Raw genomic sequence first — 17588 nt, forward strand, 5'->3', positions numbered from 1 at the left:
CCCGGTTTCTCTCACCCCTGTGCAGGCGGTGCGTCGCTGTGAGATTGTCGATTTGATTTGCAAATTGCTGATGGCGACGCACCCTACTATTTTGAATCGCGTGTAAAGATGAGTGCAAAAAAAAATTAAAGTGCGCTGACGCACGCAAAAGGGTAAAGAGGAAAAAGGGAAAAGGGCTAAAGGGCTAAAGAGTAGAGAAGAGTCCTCACAGGGAAGACGGGGAGGAAGGGACAGCCAAAGCAACCGCAACACGAAAACCCCCGTCCAAGTACGAGTTGCCCGCAGAGCGGAAGTAGCGGCTTGCAGCACGGCAATGGACCGCACGGTACCAACACGAACCCCCACGCAGCACCCGGTAATCACTTGTTCCAGTTTCCGAAGAACTTCCGTCAGTCGGTGCGCCGTCATCGTTACTGGGCCACTTATCGCTGCACCATTCCCAAACCTCACCGTGCATATCATAAAGTCCAAAGGGATTCGGAGGAAAACTCCCCACATCCATTGTGTGTGCGCGATTAAGTCCCTTCGGTTCACCACCAAAGGGATAATTCCCATCATAATTAGCTAAATCTGTGGTAATTGTCTCGCCAAAATAGAAAGGTGTTGTAGTTCCGGCGCGACAAGCATATTCCCATTCAGATTCCGAAAGTAAGCGATAAATCTTGCCTGTTTTTTCAGAAAGTTTCCGGCAGAATTCTACAGCATCATGCCAGTTTACACTTTCTACAGGACTTTTTTCACCCCTAAAGAATGATGGAATATTTCCCATCACTGCTTGCCACTGTGCTTGGGTGATGGGGTATTTTCCTACATAAAAAGTCGGTACTGTTACTTGATGCTGCGGACGTTCGTTATCGAGCCTAGCTGATTCTGTTGCTGTCGAACCCATCATAAATGTGCCGCCAGGAATGTAAACCATGTCTAGTACAACTCCATCACCTAAGTCTTCAGGGAAGTAATGAGCAAAAGACTTTATGCGACTGTTTTCTGTTCCGTCAGCATCGACTGTGATGACCTCAAATTCAAATGTAGGAAAATAGTTTTGTAACTGTCGTTGAATCTTTTCCTCGTTTCGATATTTCAGCAGTGAATAGGCAGCACATTTCACCTGCATTGATTCATCCTGCAAAGCTTGCATTATCACATCTAAGCCAGCTTCTCCATATTTGAGTGCTTCGGAGAGTGCGGCGGTTCTCACTTCGACAATGGGTGAGGCTAATCGGCTTTTAACACCGGCTATGCCTCCCAGTACCGCAGCATTGACAGGAATTGAATTTTGACCGCCACGGACGGCATCATATTCTCTGGGTTCATTTTGATTCTCTGACATTACACCGCACGCTCCTGCATTTTAATTGAGCAAAATTTTGTTTTGTGATGCCAATATCTCAGGGTTCGATTCTTAGTTTTTCTACTTTGCTCTCTTAGCGGTGCGGTGCGTCGCTGTGAGATTATTGGTGGTGCTTCCAGATTTTTGGTGGCGACACACCCTACTAATTGGGTGCGGTGCGTCGCTGTGAGATTGTTGGTGGTGCTTCCAGATTTTTGGTGGCGACGCACCCTACGATTGCTATATATATGGCGGCACGGATTCCCATGATTTAATGATATGTCAAGGGCGCGAAAAAGTCAAGCAAAATTGTAATTCGATCGCCCAAAATTTTTGCTCAAATTCGATATGTCGATCGCACTTATTATTTAACTTTCACATCTGGGCCGCCCGGTGGTTGTTGTCCGGTGCGGAAAACAACGGCTCCGTTTTCACGAGCAACTAAATCTATTTTAAGCGGGCCGGCAATGTAAGTGACATCTGCGGCGATCGCCTGAACATCCAGCGGTTTATCGTACTGCTGCAACCGCTCGATAAAACCAGCTAAAGTTTCAACCTGATTGTCGGCCACTTGGACTCTACCGCCGACAACACCGATCAGGCGAGCGCGAAATTGACAAGCTTCTATCAATTGCAGCAACTGCTGCCGCACCTGTTCGTCGGTCAAAGTCACCGGATCGACAGCAACCCCTGCAATCACATCTCCAGCCCGGAACACAACTCGATTTATTTCTGCTTCTGCAAATACCTTAATTAGCTTTTCTTCCCGCAGGTAATTAGCACCAGCGACAATTCGCACCACGTAGTCTTGACCGTCTTTAATCTGACTAATTAGTTGATCGATTTCTGCTTTAGTAATTTGAATAACCTGGTCCCTAACCTTGGTATTTTCCGGCTGCATCAGTCCGACGGTGGTTTTATTTGCTTCTTGCAAAAGCCGATCGATCGCGCCACTTGCCATACCGGGTTCGATAATGCGAACGACGCCAGCAGCTAAAATTTGACCGCGCCTGATGGCAACTGTACCCTCGCGGATTGCCTGAAAGTCGCGTTCCAAAATTTGCACTTGTTGCTGCAAGACAGTTTGTTGCTGTTCGAGTTGAGCTTGTTGCTGTGCCAAGGTTTCTAGGAGTGCTTCCCTCTCGGCAATTACTTTGTCGCGCTCGACAATTATTCGATCGCGCTCGGCCAGATTTTGCATTCGCTGGGCAATTTCCTTGTCTCGCTGGGCAATTAGTTCGTTGCGATCGACAATTTCTCGATCGCGTTGGGCAATTTCTCGATCGCGCTGGGCAATTTGAGTTTTTACCTGCTCTCGCTGCTCGATTAACTGTTGGCGCTCTTCTTGCAGTTGGGCGATTTCCGAGCCTAAAGTCGTTTTTTGAGCAGAAACTGTTTTCAATTGGTTCTCGGTGCGATCGAGCTGAGCTTGTGTAGTCGATCGAATCGTTTCCACCAGTTTCAATTGTTCTTCGGTGCGGGATTTAGCTGCTTCCACACTGCTGAGCTGTTCTTCTGTCTTAGATTTAGCCGCTTCTACCTGACTTAACTGCTCTTCAGTTTTAGACTTGGCTGCTTGCACGCTGTTGAGCTGGGCCCGCAGCGAGTTTAATTTTGTTTGCGTCCGAGCTTGCTCGGCATTAGCTGCTTGGAGGGATTGATTAATTTGCTCCAAATTGGCTCTAGCTTGCGCTTGAGCGGCTCTGGCTTGAGCTAATTCAGTTTCAACTCGATTTTTTTCTTCAGTGGCTTGGTTGATTTCTCTGCGGGCGTTGTTGAGCCTTTTTTGAATCTCGTCTATTCTAAAAACTCCCGTTCGCAGCGGCTTGCTAGTAGCAAACAAAATGCCCAGAGTAATTGCTGACAGGATGCTGCCGGCCATCACTGTCACAACAACAGCAGTATCGCGGGGGCGAAGTTTGAACAAACTCAACCTTGCCTTGCCGACTTTCGTCCCAAGGCGATCGCTGACAGTGGCGATCACACCCCCCAACACTAAAATTACAAATACCAGGATGTATCCAGCAGTCATTCCGATTTTAGGTTTTGGATTTTGGATTTTGGATTGAATCTAAAATCCAAAATCCAAAATCCTATACTTTCTCGGCATCAAGTGAATTGCTGGCTTAAAGCCACCGGGTTGTGGACTGTGATCTTTTTCTTGTGGATCGAGATCATGGTTTCTTGCCTGAGATCGCCCAGCAAACGAGTCACCGTTACCCGCGTCGAGCCGATCGCTTCGGCGATCGCTTGGTGGGACAGCTTCAAATCAATCGTAATCCCCTCTGTACCGGGCACGCCAAAATCCCGGCACAGAATCAGCAAAAAGCTGACGAGTCTCGATCCCATATCTCGGTGGGCCAGCGTTTCGATCATCATCTCGGTTTGCAAAATCCGAGACGACAGTCCCCGCAGCATCACCATCGATAATTCCGGGTCTTCCTTAAGCGCTTTCTCGACTTGTTCGATCGGCAGCGAGATCAATTCCACCGGCGTAAAGGCTACCGCGTGGTAAAACCTGTCCGATCGGTGTCCCGTAATCAGAGACAGCACCCCAAATACGCTATTTTCGCGCAGGAGGGCGACTGTAATTTCTTCCCCTGCTTCGTACACCCTGGAGAGCTTCACAGCACCTCTAATGAGAACGTAGACGCGCTCAGCCGGGTCTCCAGGGAAAAAAATTGTCTTGCCCCGTTCAAAGGTTTCCACAATGGGTGGAAACGCCCCGCCGCTGATTTGGCGGAACACGGCTGCTAGCGGTCTATCATGCGTCACGACTAGATCCTTTGTACTAATCAATACTTTATAACTTGCGGATTAACCTTATTGAGTAAATATACTTCCCAACCTCCAATATGCAAGGATTCGGTTACTTCCATCTAATATTAAGGTAAACACACGCTGTATGATTAAATCTAGCCCTTCTCTTAACTTTTTCAATTCCCCCCCATGTAGCTCCACAGCAAAATTAATATCAATTGTGTCTCAATTGTGTCTCAATTGTGTCTCAATCAGTTAAATCTGAATCAGTTGTGTCTAAACTGGCGGGGTTGTCGCAGAGAGCCAATGAGAACGGTGCTAGTTGCTTCTAGAAGAAATACAGATGATAGATTTGACCGGAAAAAATGCTCTTGTTACGGGCATTGCCAACAATCGCTCGATCGCCTGGGGCATCGCTCAGCAGCTCCACAAAGCTGGGGCCAACCTCGGCATAACTTATTTGAAGGACGAGAAAGGCAAGCACGAGCGTAAAGTCGCTGAACTGGTGGAACCGCTCAATCCCAGTCTGTATTTGCCCTGCAATGTCCAAGACGAGAGCGAAATTGAGTCTACTTTTAAAACCATCGCCGACAAGTGGGGCAAGTTAGATGTCCTGATCCACTGTCTGGCTTTTGCCGGCAAGGACGAACTTTCGGGAGATTTCACCAACACTTCGCGCCAAGGTTTCTCCAATGCTTTGGATATTAGCGCTTACTCGCTGGTGCGGCTTTGTGCTGCTGCTAAACCGCTGATGGCCGAGGGTGGCAGTATTGTGACCCTGACTTATTTGGGCGGCGTCCGGGTAGTTCCTAACTATAATGTGATGGGAATTGCTAAGGCGGCTTTGGAAATGAATGTTCGCTATCTGGCTGCTGAACTCGGCCCGTTAAATATTCGGGTAAATGCGATTTCTTCTGGCCCGATTCGGACTCTGGCTTCGTCAGCAGTTGGCGGTATTCTGGACATGATCCACCACGTTGAGGAAGTGGCCCCGCTGCGGCGGACGGTGACTCAACAGGAAGTCGGAAATGCTGCGGCTTTTCTGTGCAGCAATCTCGCTAGCGGGATTACGGGTCAAATTTTGTATGTCGATGCCGGTTACGAAATCATGGGAATGTAACGGTAGTCGAGAGTTTTGAGTTATGTAGGGGCGGGTTTAGACAATAAACTTTTACTTTAATAAGTAAGTTTTATGCAAAAGCCGCCCCTCTCGATAGTTTTGAGTTTTGCATAATTCTCTTAACTAAACACTTGAGAATTAGCGCTTATCAAGCTGTAATCTTCAATTACTAATTATCAATAACTAATGAATGACCAATTGCGAATTATGGAGATAATCGATCGCCCTTCTGTGCCTCCTGCAAATTCAGTTCAACCAGCTAGGGCCGCCTTGGTGAAACGCACGACACTGGAAACGGATGTCACGGCCAGCCTCAATCTCGACGGTGTAGGAACTTGCAAGGCGTCTACGGGGATTCCGTTTTTAGACCATATGTTGCACCAGATTGCTTCTCACGGATTGATCGATTTGGATGTGCAGGCGATCGGGGATTTGGAGATTGACGACCACCACACGAACGAAGATGTGGGAATTACCTTGGGCCAAGCCCTAGCAAAAGCTGTCGGGGATCGATCGGGCATTTCTCGCTTCGGACATTTCATCGCACCTTTGGATGAAGCTTTAATTGAAGTAGTGCTAGACTTTTCGGGACGGCCTCACTTAAGTTACAGCTTAGAAATTCCCAACCAGCGGATCGGAACTTACGATACCGAATTAGTGAGAGAATTTTTTTCGGCGGTGGTGAACCACACTCAAATGACACTGCACATTCGACAGTTGCAGGGCGGGAATTCTCATCACATTGTGGAAGCGGCGTTTAAAGCATTTGCGCGAGCTCTGCGGATGGCGGTAGAAATCGACCCCCGGCGGGCTACTCGGATTCCGAGTTCTAAAGGAGTTTTGTAGTATGTGGTTTGTAGTAGCGTTTGGGCGCTACTACGAACCAGTCAATCAAAATATATCTGCTATATAGTTAAAAACACCTTGACTTCCCTCGCCGTACTTTCCGATAAATTCAGCGATGATTCGATCGCTACACCTTTCTATAGCTTCATCAATAGAACTTTGCGCTAAAACTTGACTAGCTGACTGACGCAAAACTTCAAACAGATTCACAGTATAGCGAGTATCTTCACTAACAAAATCCCACAGTTCTCGACCGATTAAAGTTATCATTTCCGAATTGGGCAAAATTTGCTTCAGTAAACCAAGTGTTACAGTTTTATTAGTTCTTTTGCCGTAAGCTATACCAATATAAGCGCGATCGCCCTCCTGCATTTTTTCCTCAATTTTGGCAGCCCAATATACTATCTGGTCTTTATCCATATCATTCGGGCCACTTTTTACCTGTATCCAGCATTTCTCGCCATCACTGGTAGTTTTAATTGCGTCCCATCCTGACTCTTCCGGTGCAATTTCTGCACTTTCAGAGCAAGATATCAATAGTTTTTGAATAAACAATCCCATTGAAGTGACAATAGACCTAGTAGCAGTCATATAAACATTGAGCCTGACAACTTCTTCGGGAGTGTCCAAATTTAACGCCCTAATTAAAAATGGGTTGGGATGAATTTTCCCTAAAGTCAGATTTTCCACCATAACTAGCTGTCGCCCAGTAAAATCTCGACAAATGCTGGCTAAAAAATTTTCAGCGATAGTAAGTTGCAGCGACAGTTGGCCTGAAGATATAAATGCTAAAATGCGTTCAATCTCATCGGGAGTAAATCTGAGCGCTCTTTTGCCAGATATGCTGCTGATGCCGTTTCTGAGTGTTTCTGCTTGTAAGTTAAAAAATTCTTCTAACTCCGCAAAATGACCGGCGAAAGAGCGAGACTTTCTGGCCGGCAGTCCTACTTCTTTTTCTAAAACAAATGCTAATAATTCATGAAGTTGCTCTGACACTTTTATTTCTCCTCAACTCTATTTTAAATATTAGTTAACTGAAAAGAGAAAGCTGAAGAAACTCATACTTTACTAAAATCCAAAAGCAAGAGCATCAAGCATATGCTTACCCTTCTCCCGCCCAACTTCTTGATATATATCCAAAAGTTCTTCGTAGGCAGTCTCTCCCCCTATAATATTCCAAAACTCATGTCCCATAATGACAGCTTGTTCAAAAGGCGTATACTTCCTTGCCACTGACCATTTATAATCTGAACGATTTGGCCCGTAAGGATTGTAAGCCATAGCATAATAAGATTGAGCATCGGGTCGAGACAGTCCGCACAGTAAATGATATCTCAGCAGTCGTTGAATTACCTCCAAGCATTGTCCTTTGTTGGGTTTTGACCCTTTAATTTCAAAGAAAAATTTCCTGCCGTCATGGGATAGCACGTACAAATCTGCTTTGACGGATCGCCTAACTAAATGGTTAGTTGTTTGAGCCTCAAGAACAGCTTCTATCATTTCTTCAAAAGCAGGTTTATTTGCATTTTTGTCTGCTGACTGCTCAAATAGTGCTATCTGACGCTCAATTTCATTAATAGCCTCTATGCTAACTTCGCCAGAAATTTCATAGCTTCTGCTTGCTTCTTGGTGATGTTCCAAAGCAATGAGTTTTGCACATTCTTCATATGTTGTCCCCAAGCTGCTGCTGAAACCTCTTTCAAACTCGTTAATCCGTAGCAATTCTGAGGGCATAATAGCAGCCTGAAACGGTTTCAGTTGACCTTTAGAGGATTTGCATGATAAATATGCTGCTGGAATATCAAGTTTGGGTATTAGCCGTCCTCTGTATTCATTGACAAGATTTTCGATGAAAACTTCTAAGTATGCTTTGATTATGACGCGGGTAGTTGAGCTAATGGCTGACATTATTTTACTGCAAACATTCTGTTGACTAGACTTGTGACAAAACTGTGAGACAAAATCAAGCTTACTCCCTTATTTCTTAGTCCGCGTAGGCGGACTTCGTTTGTGTAGTTGCGGTTTCAACCGCCGAATGATCTATCCAAACTTCGTCAAGAATCGGAAAGCATCGAGTACATGACTCGCACAAACGTAAGGCGAAGTATTGTAAAAAGCTTGCCAAGCCGCCGCTTTATCTTCGTCGTATTTACCCGCTCTTTCCGGGTGTTTTCCTTGCCAATTCAGCCGCACCGCGTGACCGACCAATACATCTAAAACGATGTATTCTTCTACTTGCAATTCTGGGTTGCGCTGGGCGATCGCCGCCAACTCCATCAGCGCCTCAATATTGACTTGCCGGTATTCCGGTGCGACAATTTTATTCAGCAAATGCTCAATTTGTAGCGCGAAATTCTTTTCACCCGGCGTCATTTCCGATAAAATAATATGGCTATCTAACCGATTGCGCCGCTCTAATTTGTCGCCAATTATCAAGCCTTTGCAGTGCCGCAGCAGTCCCCAAACACTCGGATAAAAATCCTTCGGTACGCGATTGACAGTACCTTCCATTTGCCGCTTCCGGCGCCATCCTCCCCCAGGCATTGTTGGTTCTTCAGAAACTGGCGCTACTACCCATTCAATATCTTTTTCCGGCTGTTTGACGCGCAGGGATTCTTGCTGTTTGAGGATTTGATTCATTTCCTCGTATTCCGTCAACACTTGGCGCAGGCGATTTTTGATTTCAAAGGGACTTAGCTGCATTAAATATTCGTAAGCTTCATTTTGCGTAACTCCTAACTCGCGGGCTAATTCGCTTGTTAAGAGCAAAATAAAGTAGCTAACTCTCAGCGTCAGCAGGCCTTTAAATAACTGGGGTTCGGCTTTAATTAACAAGCCGAGGTAGATGAGAACTTCTTGAGTTAGAACTCGATCGCGAATGTCTTCTCCACAGAATTGGCGAATTTTGTCCATCACTTCCGTGTAAGATCCCGGTCGCGAAATTATCGAATCTTCGCTGTAGGCTTTCCCCACAGCAATCTGTTTTTGCCGCACCAAAATGTCTGTCACCGCATCGGACAAGCTGATATCAACCTTGTCCAGCAAACCTGCGGCATGGCGGATGACTGCCCATTGGATTTTTGATTGCGAACTTTCTCCAGCTTTTGTATAAACTTCGTTGAGCAAATCCACAACTTTAACTGTTTCTTCCGCCCCTCCAAATCCTGTATCAAAGTTTAAACCTTTGAGGCGAACTAACGTGTGCAGCAACTCAATTTGTTCGTACAAGTTTTCTGAATCGCGTAGGCTAGTTAGCAAGAATTGAGTATTAGTTTCGCACTCTAATTTAAATTCTTGCGTATGACCCAAAGGCCAAGTTTTTTCAGGATGGTAAGTTAGATAGCTGCGCGTTTCTACTGCACCTGTCACCGGAGATTCGGTAAATTCAAAATCGTGCATGGAATCAATTCTTTCGGTGCCAGCGGTCAGCATTAACTGCTTAAGATTTCCGAGTTTAACTGGCGTGTTGTTACAGTGTCCATCCCGGAATTCCTTCATTAATTCTAACAACGCTTCCCGCCCGGTTTCCAGCATCGTGTGAGTCAGCATCAGCGTTACCGTAGGGCGTCCCAACTGATACCAGTGGTGGTGAATGTGAGCTATTTCGCTTTTGATTTGAGCTACTAAAAAATGGTAATCTAAAGTTAAGTAAAACTCTTGTCTGTTCAAAAATGAGGGGAGGAATACGATCGCCTCTTCGCGAATTTTAAACACCCGAGAAGTTGTTAAACTCCGCAGACGGCGCACGGGGCGACCGGTTAAGCCTAATGGGTCGTTGCGTCCAATTTGCGTGTAAATAGCTGATAATTCTTTAGTCTGGCGGACTTGAATAGGTTCTACCTGTTTTGGAGTTTGCGCCGCAATGCCGTTAGCTGCTAATTCTGCTTGCAAATCTTCGTCTTCAGCTAACAGTGCAATTTGCACTAAAGGTTCTCTGTGTTGGCCCACTGACAGGTGCCTTCCCAGCGGGTCAATATCGCCCACTGCGATTAATCCTTCATTTAGCAATTGACCGAGAAAATACAAACTTTGCGCCCAAACGAGGGGAATATTTTCATTGGGCAAGCGCTGCTGGCTGCTGGGATTTAGCTTTTCTGCTTCAATATTTTCGGCGGGGACGTAGTACAATTCTGGTAGTAGCGGCAAACCAGAGCGATCGACTGCTAAAGATTCCAAACGCTGCTGGTACTCCTGCACTTGGGCTTGATTTCCCTGAAATATGCCGTCCAACAATAAATAAGTGAAAAATAGCGGCCACTCGCATTCAATGTGCTCGAACTGCCTTAATTCTGTGGGTTCGTAGTGCAGGCGATCGGCATCTTCCAAAACTGTTTGGTGTCCGTCCCGCAGAAACCGCTTGCAGCCGTATTTTCCTTGCAATTTGTCAATAATCTTATTTCGAGTCCGTTCTATTAATTCTCGATCTTCCACAGCAAAAGCCGGAAAACTAATCACGCTCAATAAAGCGGCATCTACTTCTTTAGAACTAGATTCGCGAGGCAAAAGCGATTCCAAAGTTATGCGACTTCTGGCAATTTCGTCGGGCAAAACGTGAATCACCGATGCTTGAGAGCCTTTAATCCCGAACAAATCCAACCCATTTATTGCTTCCAGCGCTGCTTTAGCCATGCCAACAGAACTGGCGTTCAATTCTGCATTGCCTCGATTGATTTTATGACCTCTTTCCCAAATTCCGTAATCCGGCGTGCGGTAGGCTCTACCGATGTAGTAAACTAAATTTTGCACGAAATTGACTTCATCAATTGTAAAAATTACGTGCAGCCCGGAAGCCGTCATTTGAGCAAGAATTAATAAGAATATAGATGTAGCGTCTAACTGTAAATGTCCCCACTGGTCATCCCCGACAACAATACTTCCAGTTTGAGTATTGTATTTAGCGTGCAGGGCATCTAGCGGCGACTGAGTATTTTTAAAATGTTCTACTTTGCTCGATTGCTGCATCATCGCAAACAGCAAGCCGCGCATCAGTTTGACTGTGCTGTGTTCGAGTTCAAATGTCCTGCCCTGATCGCCATCTATTTTGCGGTAAGCTAAACCCAAACCCCAAACCGCGAGAATGCTGTACACGTTGTCGCGCACCCAGGCATCGGTGTAGTCGCCGTGGGCGTTAACGGCGGTACTCGCCGGCAGCAAACCAGTAATTGGGTTCTGGCGCTTGAGGATGATGGTTTTGATTTGCTCGTAGTAATAATCTAACCTGGTTTGCCGCTGGTTTTTTGCGATCGCCATTTCGTTTTCCTGCTTTTTCCTGATGCGAGTAGATTTGGGGTGAATAGACTTTTAAATATATCAGAGATTAGATTATTTCTCAAGTTATCCAAACACAAAAAGGTAATTGCCATGTCTACCCAAAACCACAATAACAACAGCGTCCCTTTCGTGAAAGTTGTCTACTCTACAGTGAAAATTAATGGTAAAATTGAGCTAGTACCGATGGAATGGTACGCCGACGGCTCTGTCAAAAAAATCGAACGCTAATGCTCGATCGCACTTGGCTGGCAAACTCTAATGAACTTGCGCGACCCGTCGCTTACAAAAAAACCGGTTTCTGGGCCACGGAACGATGACTTAACAGACTGTTGGTGGCACAAACCGGCTTTTTTGCGATCAAAACTGGTCTAGCGTCGATCGCCAATCTAAGCTAATTTAAATAACTAGGTGTGTAGGAATCTCAAAGAAAAAAATATGGATCGATCGCAGCCGCAATTTTCAGTGCTGGGACTACCAGTTCACATATTAGATGATTATGCAGGTTGGCTGATGCAGCGCCTGCATCAAGGGTTAGGAAGTCATGTGGTGACTTTGAATGCTGAAATGGCGATGCAAGCCGAGCAAAATCAGGCATTAGCGGATGTAATCCGCAAAGCGGAACTCGTGATTCCCGACGGTTCGGGAGTGGTGCTGTACTTGCGGCTGCGTGGCAAACCGGCCCAGCGCTATCCGGGGATTGAATTAGCAGAATCGCTGCTGCAACAAGCCGGAAAATTGCCTGATTCGGAACCACTATTTTTCTTTGGAGGTTCCCCTGGAGTGGCGGCTGCGGCGGCCCAAACTTGGCAGCAAAAAGTTAACGGATTGTCGATTGCTTCTCAACACGGTTATCTTTCCGCCGATGAAGAGAAAGACTTCCGTGAAAGCCTCAAACAAATGCAGCCCAAACTAATTTTTGTAGGCTTGGGAGTGCCGCGCCAAGAATTTTGGATTGCCGAACACCGACACCTTTGCCCTGGTTCGATTTGGGTGGGAGTTGGCGGCAGTTTCGATATTTGGGCGGGAACAAAAACCCGCGCGCCGGCTTGGTTTTGCGACAATCATTTAGAATGGCTGTACCGGCTTTATCAAGAACCTTGGCGGTGGCGCAGAATGTTAGCTTTGCCACAATTTGCCTTGAAAGCTTTGGGGGATTTTCGAGGGTAAGTTAATAGCATCAATCTTCTGTCTGATTCACAATCCTCTCGATCCCCCCTAACCCCCCTTAACAAGGGGGGGACAAGAATTGAGTCACAATCCTCTCGATCCCCCCTAACCCCCCTTAACAAGGGGGGGACAAGAATGTCGTCAAAATTTTCCTTATTAAGGGGGATTCGAGGGGCTCTAGACTCGACTACAAGCGACATAAATCCTGTTATTTCTTGAGTCCGCGCAGGCGGACTTTGTTTGTGTAGTAGCGGTTTCAACCGCCGATTCTAATCAATACGAACCTATTGCCATTAGACAATGTAAGGAGAATCGATCGCCTTTGCCCGATTAGTTGCCACCAAAGTCTGGTAAATCAAAACCGAAATCTCAGCGCGGGTAATGTCCCGAAGTGGCGAAAGCCAATCGCGGGAAGGATAATTAACTACAATCTTCAAAGCAGTTGCTGTGCCGATCGCACTCAAAGCATAATTAGGAATTTGAGAGCGATCGGTGTAAACTTTCAAAGAATCAGGATTGCCGCCCTTAAGTTCCAAACCGTTAACCAAAGACACGATCGCGTCAGCCTTAGTCAAATTCAGATTCGGGCCGAACTTCAAGCCGGGAAACCCCGCCAAAAACCCCCCCCGATTTGCCCGTTCGATCGCACTTCTCGCCCAAAAAGTAGCAGAAACATCAATAAAATTTGTAGCCGGCACCCTGGGAATCGGACTAAACGCACTCACCAACAGCGCCGCATATTGAGCACGGTTTAAACTCTCATCAGGCCTAAAAGAACCGTCAGGAAAACCGGTAACTATATTCGCCGCAGCCAAAGCTTCAATAAACTTCTGTGCCCAATGTCCAGAAATATCACTGAACACCGCACCCCCGATATTCGGATTGCCGCCGCCCTTTCTCACCGCAGCTTGCACAGCTTTAAAAGCATTCACTTTCCCGTAACCAAACCAATCGCTGCGGCCGTTGTTAGGATCGTAATTTCCCATGCGATTGCCCAACTGGGGATCGGGATCGGGATCGACAATTTTCTCAGCAGTTTGTTCGAGAATTCCCCGCACTTCCCGCGCCGTCAAACGGGGGTTAGCCGAAAGTATCAACCCTGCAACGCCAGCGACTACTGGAGTGGCGCTGGAAGTACCGCCAAAAGTATCCGTATAGTCCCCCCAGTCGTAGCCCCGATCGCCCACTCGATCGGCAGTAAACACCCCCAAACCGGGCAAATACTGCGTCACCTCCGGCGGCGTGCTGATATATCCGGTTTCTGGCAACCAAGTTCCCGGCGGCGCGTTGTTGCTGGGGGCGCAAACCGAGATGCTGGTGCCCCAGTTGCTGTAAGCTGCTTTTTTGTTGAGGGAAGTGGAAGCGCTGACGGCAATTACGTCGGGGTGGACGGCAAATCCTGCCAGCCATCTAGTTTGACCCTCCACGACGTTGTTGGGCCAGCCTTTCTCGTTAACAGTACCGTTGACTGGGCGGTTGGCATTCCCCGCTGCGAACAGAATAACGCAGCCTCTGCCGCCCCGCCCTTGGGTTGCTGCTTTGGTGATAACGGCACTCTGCCGCAGGGAAAGGGGATAGTAAACTGCCGCAGGCCCCCAACTGCAAGAAATGACGGCGGCACCTTTTTCGATCGCCCAATTAAATATTTTTTCGACAGAATTGTCATCGAGAAAACCACTGGTACGGATGGGCATCAGGGCGCATCCGGGGGCGACGCCGACAATGCCTTTGCCGTTTTCTTCAGCAACGGCGACGCCGGCACAACTTGTGCCGTGGTTGTCTGAGTCGGCGACTGGCATCGGCGAAGTGTCGCCCTCTTTTAAATCGATGGCTGAGACGATTTTGCCTTGGCCTTGAAAATCTGGGTGGGTGATGTCAACTGCATCGTCGGCGATGGCAATTACGATCGATCGAACTCCGCGAGTCATGTTCCAAGCTGGTTCTGCATAAATTTGAGCACCGCCGACAAGTTCCTTGCCGCCTTTGTTGTTGAGATACCACTGTTTGGGATAAAGCGGATCGCGGGGCGTATAATGCTGCTGCGTCTCTACTAAAATGTTGGGTTCTGCTACGAGAACTTCTGGATATCTTGTCAGGCGGTTGGCAATTTTGATCGGGTTTTCTGTTGCTTGTTTTGTGACTTCGCAGACGAAAGTGTTGGGAATTCCTTCTACTGGCCGGACTATTTTTAAAGCTGCTGCATTGGCGATCGCAGTTCGCGATTGTTCGTCTACTTGTTCGCCAAATTGAATTGTAATTTGGTCTGTCAGGTAAAAGAATGTACTCGGATTGTTCGCGGGGCAATAGACGTGGCTGGCAAAAGCTACGGCATCGCTGGCGCGGGCTGCTTGCATTGCTGCTTCTAGGCTAGAGGGCGCAACGAGATATTCTTCGAGATTGCTTTGGCCGATGCGACGGGTGAATTTTGCCCCAGTTGTTGCAGTCCAATCGTTTGAGGTTGATGCTGTTGATGAGGGGCGGACTGTAAAGCGATCGTCCGCTTTTGACAGCAGCAATTCATCGCCGCCGCGCTGCAAAATCAGTGGGAGACTTTCATCGGGAACTCCGATACCTTGATAATTTTGTAAGGTATTTGCGGAAAGTTCGATCGGTTGTGTCATCAGAAATGCCTTTGTTTAATTTTAACCCAGTCTTACTATATTCTCGCTTAACAGGCAGGATGCCTGTTCCACAAAGACTGAATTTTCTTGTGGGGAGTAGGGTTGGGCTTCTAGCCCGCCCGTAAAAGGCTTATTAACAATGATTCAGCCAATCCCTCAAACTCACATCTTGCACCATTGTCAATAAGCCTTTTCTGAACAGGCAAGATGCCTGTTCCACAAGAAAATTTATCTTTTGTGGAACAGGCATCTTGCCTGTTAAGCGAGAATGGTGCAACATCTCAGTCAGATAAACACACCAGGATTAACATTAAAAAATTCTCCCAGCGCCTTAGCTTGGGCTTTGCTAATCGCCCGTTTACCATTAACCACCTCAGAGACTACTCCTTTGGAACCAATCACACCCACCAAATCGGCTTGTTTGAGTTCGCGAACTTCGATGAAATGCAATAGAACATCCCGGGGAGTCACTTCTGGATCTGGGTAATATTTTGATTCGTATTCTTCGATCAACAGCCCCCAGAGACTCAGTAAAGTTTCTTCTTCTACTGTTAATTCTTCTTTAGACATCAGAAAATCGACTTCTGCGAGGGCAAGATCATTATCTTCTTCGTTCAGGATTGGCTTAGGCTGAGATTTAGCCAGCAGTTGACCGTAAGCTGTTCTTTCAATTGCCATATTCATGGTGCGTTCGATTGTTGAATTAGATCGGGACTTACCCATCAAAACCATTGAAACCGGGTTTTCCACCATTTTTAAAGTCTCAAAGGCAGTATTTAGGTAAAAAAAACCCGGTTTCTGCGTCCCGGACTAGATTGCCGGGATCTGTCCAATCCCCCGCGATTTCCTTGTTCAATCCAAAATCTAAAATCCAAAATCTAAAATCCAAAATCGATCGCACCCTTTGACATTTCAACAAATTTGGTTTACACTTAGCCGGTTGCGATCGCCAATGGTAAGATCGGCTCAAGCTAAATATTTTTTTAAAGCGCACAGGCGCAAAGTAATTTCATGGTATACTCTGGAACTGTTTGTTGGCTTCGCTCCACTGCCCGGATTACGATCGGGGCGATCGCAGCTTTTACCCTATTGCAACCGATCCAAGTCCAAGCACAACAACCTTCTGGGCCAGAGAACCAACCCCAAGTCGAGCCCGCCGACGACCCCACAGACCCCAACAATCTTCGCCCTCTGACGCAAGACAGCAGTCTGCTGAGCGTCCCAGGAGGTCAGCGTTTGATGACAGAAGCCAGCAGTGCTATTTCCTCTCAGAATTACGCACTGGCTACTCAAAAACTCCAAGAATCCCGCCAAATTTTCAATCAACTGTCCAACTTCTACCAACAACTGGGTAGCAGTTTTGCCGGAATTGACATCCGATTGGCCGAAAGCCACCGCACCAAAGCTGTAGAAACAGCCCAAATGCGCGACGAAGCTACCTACCGGCTGGCGTTGGTACACCGGGCGCAAAATAAACCGGAACTGGCTGTGCCCCTGCTGATTCAGATTATTCGCTCGCAGCAGCCAACTCGCGACTTGGGCAAGAAAGCTTACCAGCAGTTACTGGAATTGGGTTTTGTGGATTCGCCCTTTCCCCGACCTGCCAGCAGTCAACCGAGCTCATCGACAAAATAGTTCCACTAAAATCTAAATTACAGCCGTTTATCACAGAAACCAATGGTTACACCGTCTCAAGTAGCAGAAATGATTAAGGCAGGGTTGCCCGACGCTAAAATACAAGTTGACGATTTGACCGGTGGCGGTGACCACTACCAGGCGAGAGTCGTCTCTGCAGCCTTTGAAGGAAAAAGCCGAGTACAGCAGCACCAAATGGTCTACGGCGCTCTCAAACAGGCAATGGCTAGTGAAGCTATCCACGCTTTGGGCTTGGAAACCTTAACTCCCGCAGAATGGGAAGCGAAAAGTCAAGTTGCTTAATTGTTGCTCGGCAATTGGGTATCACAAGTTTGTGCTTCTGTCAATAGTTGCTTGAAATACAACTGCTGCACTTACGCACAAAAACCAAAGAAACCGGGTTTTTTAACCGGAATCTATGGCTGTAACGAAAGATTTTCGTAAAAAACCCGATTTCTGCGTCAGTCAACGTTTAAAAATTTTCAAACAATATTAGGAGCTACCATGACTACAGCAGCACATGAAAGAATTGACGAGTTGGTTAAGCAAAACAAAATCATGGTGTTTATGAAGGGCAATAAGTTAATGCCCCAGTGTGGTTTTTCTAATACTGTGGTGCAAATTCTCAATACTTTGGGAGTGCCTTACGAAACTGTTGATGTTTTGGCAGACCAGGAAATTCGTCAAGGCGTTAAAGAGTATTCCAACTGGCCGACAATTCCCCAAGTTTATATCAACGGCGAGTTTATTGGTGGCTCGGATATTATGATCGAGATGTATCAAAAGGGCCAATTGCAAGAAGTTGTAGAAGTGGCTTTGGCTTCTTAAATTAGACAGA

Annotated in this window: 15 protein-coding genes; 7 read left to right on the forward strand and 8 right to left on the reverse strand. The window is 46.8% G+C overall.

Annotated features, from left to right (window positions below):
* Positions 1-205 precede the first annotated feature (205 nt).
* The 3 genes from QUB12_RS15150 to ntcA form a co-directional block, all read right to left on the reverse strand.
* On the reverse strand, positions 206-1330 hold the full coding sequence (locus QUB12_RS15150) for an SUMF1/EgtB/PvdO family nonheme iron enzyme (RefSeq protein ID WP_333140253.1): 1125 nt from the start codon (positions 1328-1330) through the stop codon (positions 206-208).
* Positions 1331-1694: 364 nt separating this feature from the next.
* Positions 1695-3362 carry a DUF3084 domain-containing protein gene (locus tag QUB12_RS15155; RefSeq protein WP_333140251.1) on the reverse strand — a complete coding sequence of 556 codons (1668 nt, stop codon included), beginning with the start codon at positions 3360-3362 and terminating at the stop codon, positions 1695-1697.
* 77 nt (positions 3363-3439) lie between these two features.
* Positions 3440-4105 (reverse strand): global nitrogen regulator NtcA, encoded by a 666-nt coding sequence (ntcA, locus tag QUB12_RS15160; RefSeq protein ID WP_006634020.1) that lies wholly within the window; start codon positions 4103-4105, stop codon positions 3440-3442.
* Between the two features lie 328 nt (positions 4106-4433).
* Here ntcA and fabI point away from each other — a divergent pair, with 328 nt between their 5' ends.
* The gene (gene fabI, locus QUB12_RS15165; RefSeq protein ID WP_333140249.1) at positions 4434-5210 is read left to right on the forward strand and encodes an enoyl-ACP reductase FabI; all 777 of its coding nucleotides are present in this window, start codon (positions 4434-4436) and stop codon (positions 5208-5210) included.
* A 207-nt stretch (positions 5211-5417) separates the two neighbouring features.
* The gene (gene hisB, locus QUB12_RS15170; RefSeq protein WP_333047752.1) at positions 5418-6056 is read left to right on the forward strand and encodes an imidazoleglycerol-phosphate dehydratase HisB; all 639 of its coding nucleotides are present in this window, start codon (positions 5418-5420) and stop codon (positions 6054-6056) included.
* A gap of 45 nt (positions 6057-6101) precedes the next feature.
* Here the strand turns inward: hisB and QUB12_RS15175 are convergent, their stop codons facing one another.
* The 3 genes from QUB12_RS15175 to QUB12_RS15185 all read right to left on the reverse strand — a co-directional run bounded on the left by QUB12_RS15175 (position 6102) and on the right by QUB12_RS15185 (position 11306).
* Complete coding sequence (locus tag QUB12_RS15175) at positions 6102-7052, reverse strand: PmeII family type II restriction endonuclease (RefSeq protein ID WP_333140247.1); 951 nt, start codon at positions 7050-7052, stop codon at positions 6102-6104.
* Between the two features lie 72 nt (positions 7053-7124).
* On the reverse strand, positions 7125-7964 hold the full coding sequence (locus tag QUB12_RS15180; RefSeq protein ID WP_333140244.1) for a TdeIII family type II restriction endonuclease: 840 nt from the start codon (positions 7962-7964) through the stop codon (positions 7125-7127).
* Between the two features lie 132 nt (positions 7965-8096).
* On the reverse strand, positions 8097-11306 hold the full coding sequence (locus tag QUB12_RS15185) for a glycoside hydrolase family 15 protein (protein WP_333140242.1): 3210 nt from the start codon (positions 11304-11306) through the stop codon (positions 8097-8099).
* 111 nt (positions 11307-11417) lie between these two features.
* On the opposite strand from QUB12_RS15185, the gene QUB12_RS15190 reads away from it, so the two are divergent.
* Both QUB12_RS15190 and QUB12_RS15195 read left to right on the forward strand, forming a co-directional pair.
* The gene (locus QUB12_RS15190; protein ID WP_333038037.1) at positions 11418-11555 is read left to right on the forward strand and encodes a hypothetical protein; all 138 of its coding nucleotides are present in this window, start codon (positions 11418-11420) and stop codon (positions 11553-11555) included.
* 207 nt (positions 11556-11762) lie between these two features.
* On the forward strand, positions 11763-12494 hold the full coding sequence (locus QUB12_RS15195; protein ID WP_333140240.1) for a WecB/TagA/CpsF family glycosyltransferase: 732 nt from the start codon (positions 11763-11765) through the stop codon (positions 12492-12494).
* Positions 12495-12787: 293 nt separating this feature from the next.
* Here the strand turns inward: QUB12_RS15195 and QUB12_RS15200 are convergent, their stop codons facing one another.
* Together QUB12_RS15200 and QUB12_RS15205 are read right to left on the reverse strand one after the other, a co-directional pair.
* Positions 12788-15115 (reverse strand): S8 family serine peptidase, encoded by a 2328-nt coding sequence (locus QUB12_RS15200; RefSeq protein ID WP_333140238.1) that lies wholly within the window; start codon positions 15113-15115, stop codon positions 12788-12790.
* Positions 15116-15400: 285 nt separating this feature from the next.
* Positions 15401-15868 carry a transcriptional regulator gene (locus QUB12_RS15205; RefSeq protein WP_333300261.1) on the reverse strand — a complete coding sequence of 156 codons (468 nt, stop codon included), beginning with the start codon at positions 15866-15868 and terminating at the stop codon, positions 15401-15403.
* A 258-nt stretch (positions 15869-16126) separates the two neighbouring features.
* On the opposite strand from QUB12_RS15205, the gene QUB12_RS15210 reads away from it, so the two are divergent.
* The 3 genes from QUB12_RS15210 to grxD all read left to right on the forward strand — a co-directional run bounded on the left by QUB12_RS15210 (position 16127) and on the right by grxD (position 17578).
* The gene (locus QUB12_RS15210) at positions 16127-16750 is read left to right on the forward strand and encodes a hypothetical protein (protein ID WP_333140235.1); all 624 of its coding nucleotides are present in this window, start codon (positions 16127-16129) and stop codon (positions 16748-16750) included.
* Positions 16751-16792: 42 nt separating this feature from the next.
* Positions 16793-17053 (forward strand): BolA family transcriptional regulator, encoded by a 261-nt coding sequence (locus QUB12_RS15215; protein ID WP_333042760.1) that lies wholly within the window; start codon positions 16793-16795, stop codon positions 17051-17053.
* A 201-nt stretch (positions 17054-17254) separates the two neighbouring features.
* Complete coding sequence (grxD, locus tag QUB12_RS15220) at positions 17255-17578, forward strand: Grx4 family monothiol glutaredoxin (protein ID WP_333140233.1); 324 nt, start codon at positions 17255-17257, stop codon at positions 17576-17578.
* Positions 17579-17588: the final 10 nt, after the last annotated feature.

It is taken from the genome of Microcoleus sp. B7-D4, assembly GCF_036705125.1.
GTDB lineage: Bacteria > Cyanobacteriota > Cyanobacteriia > Cyanobacteriales > Microcoleaceae > Microcoleus.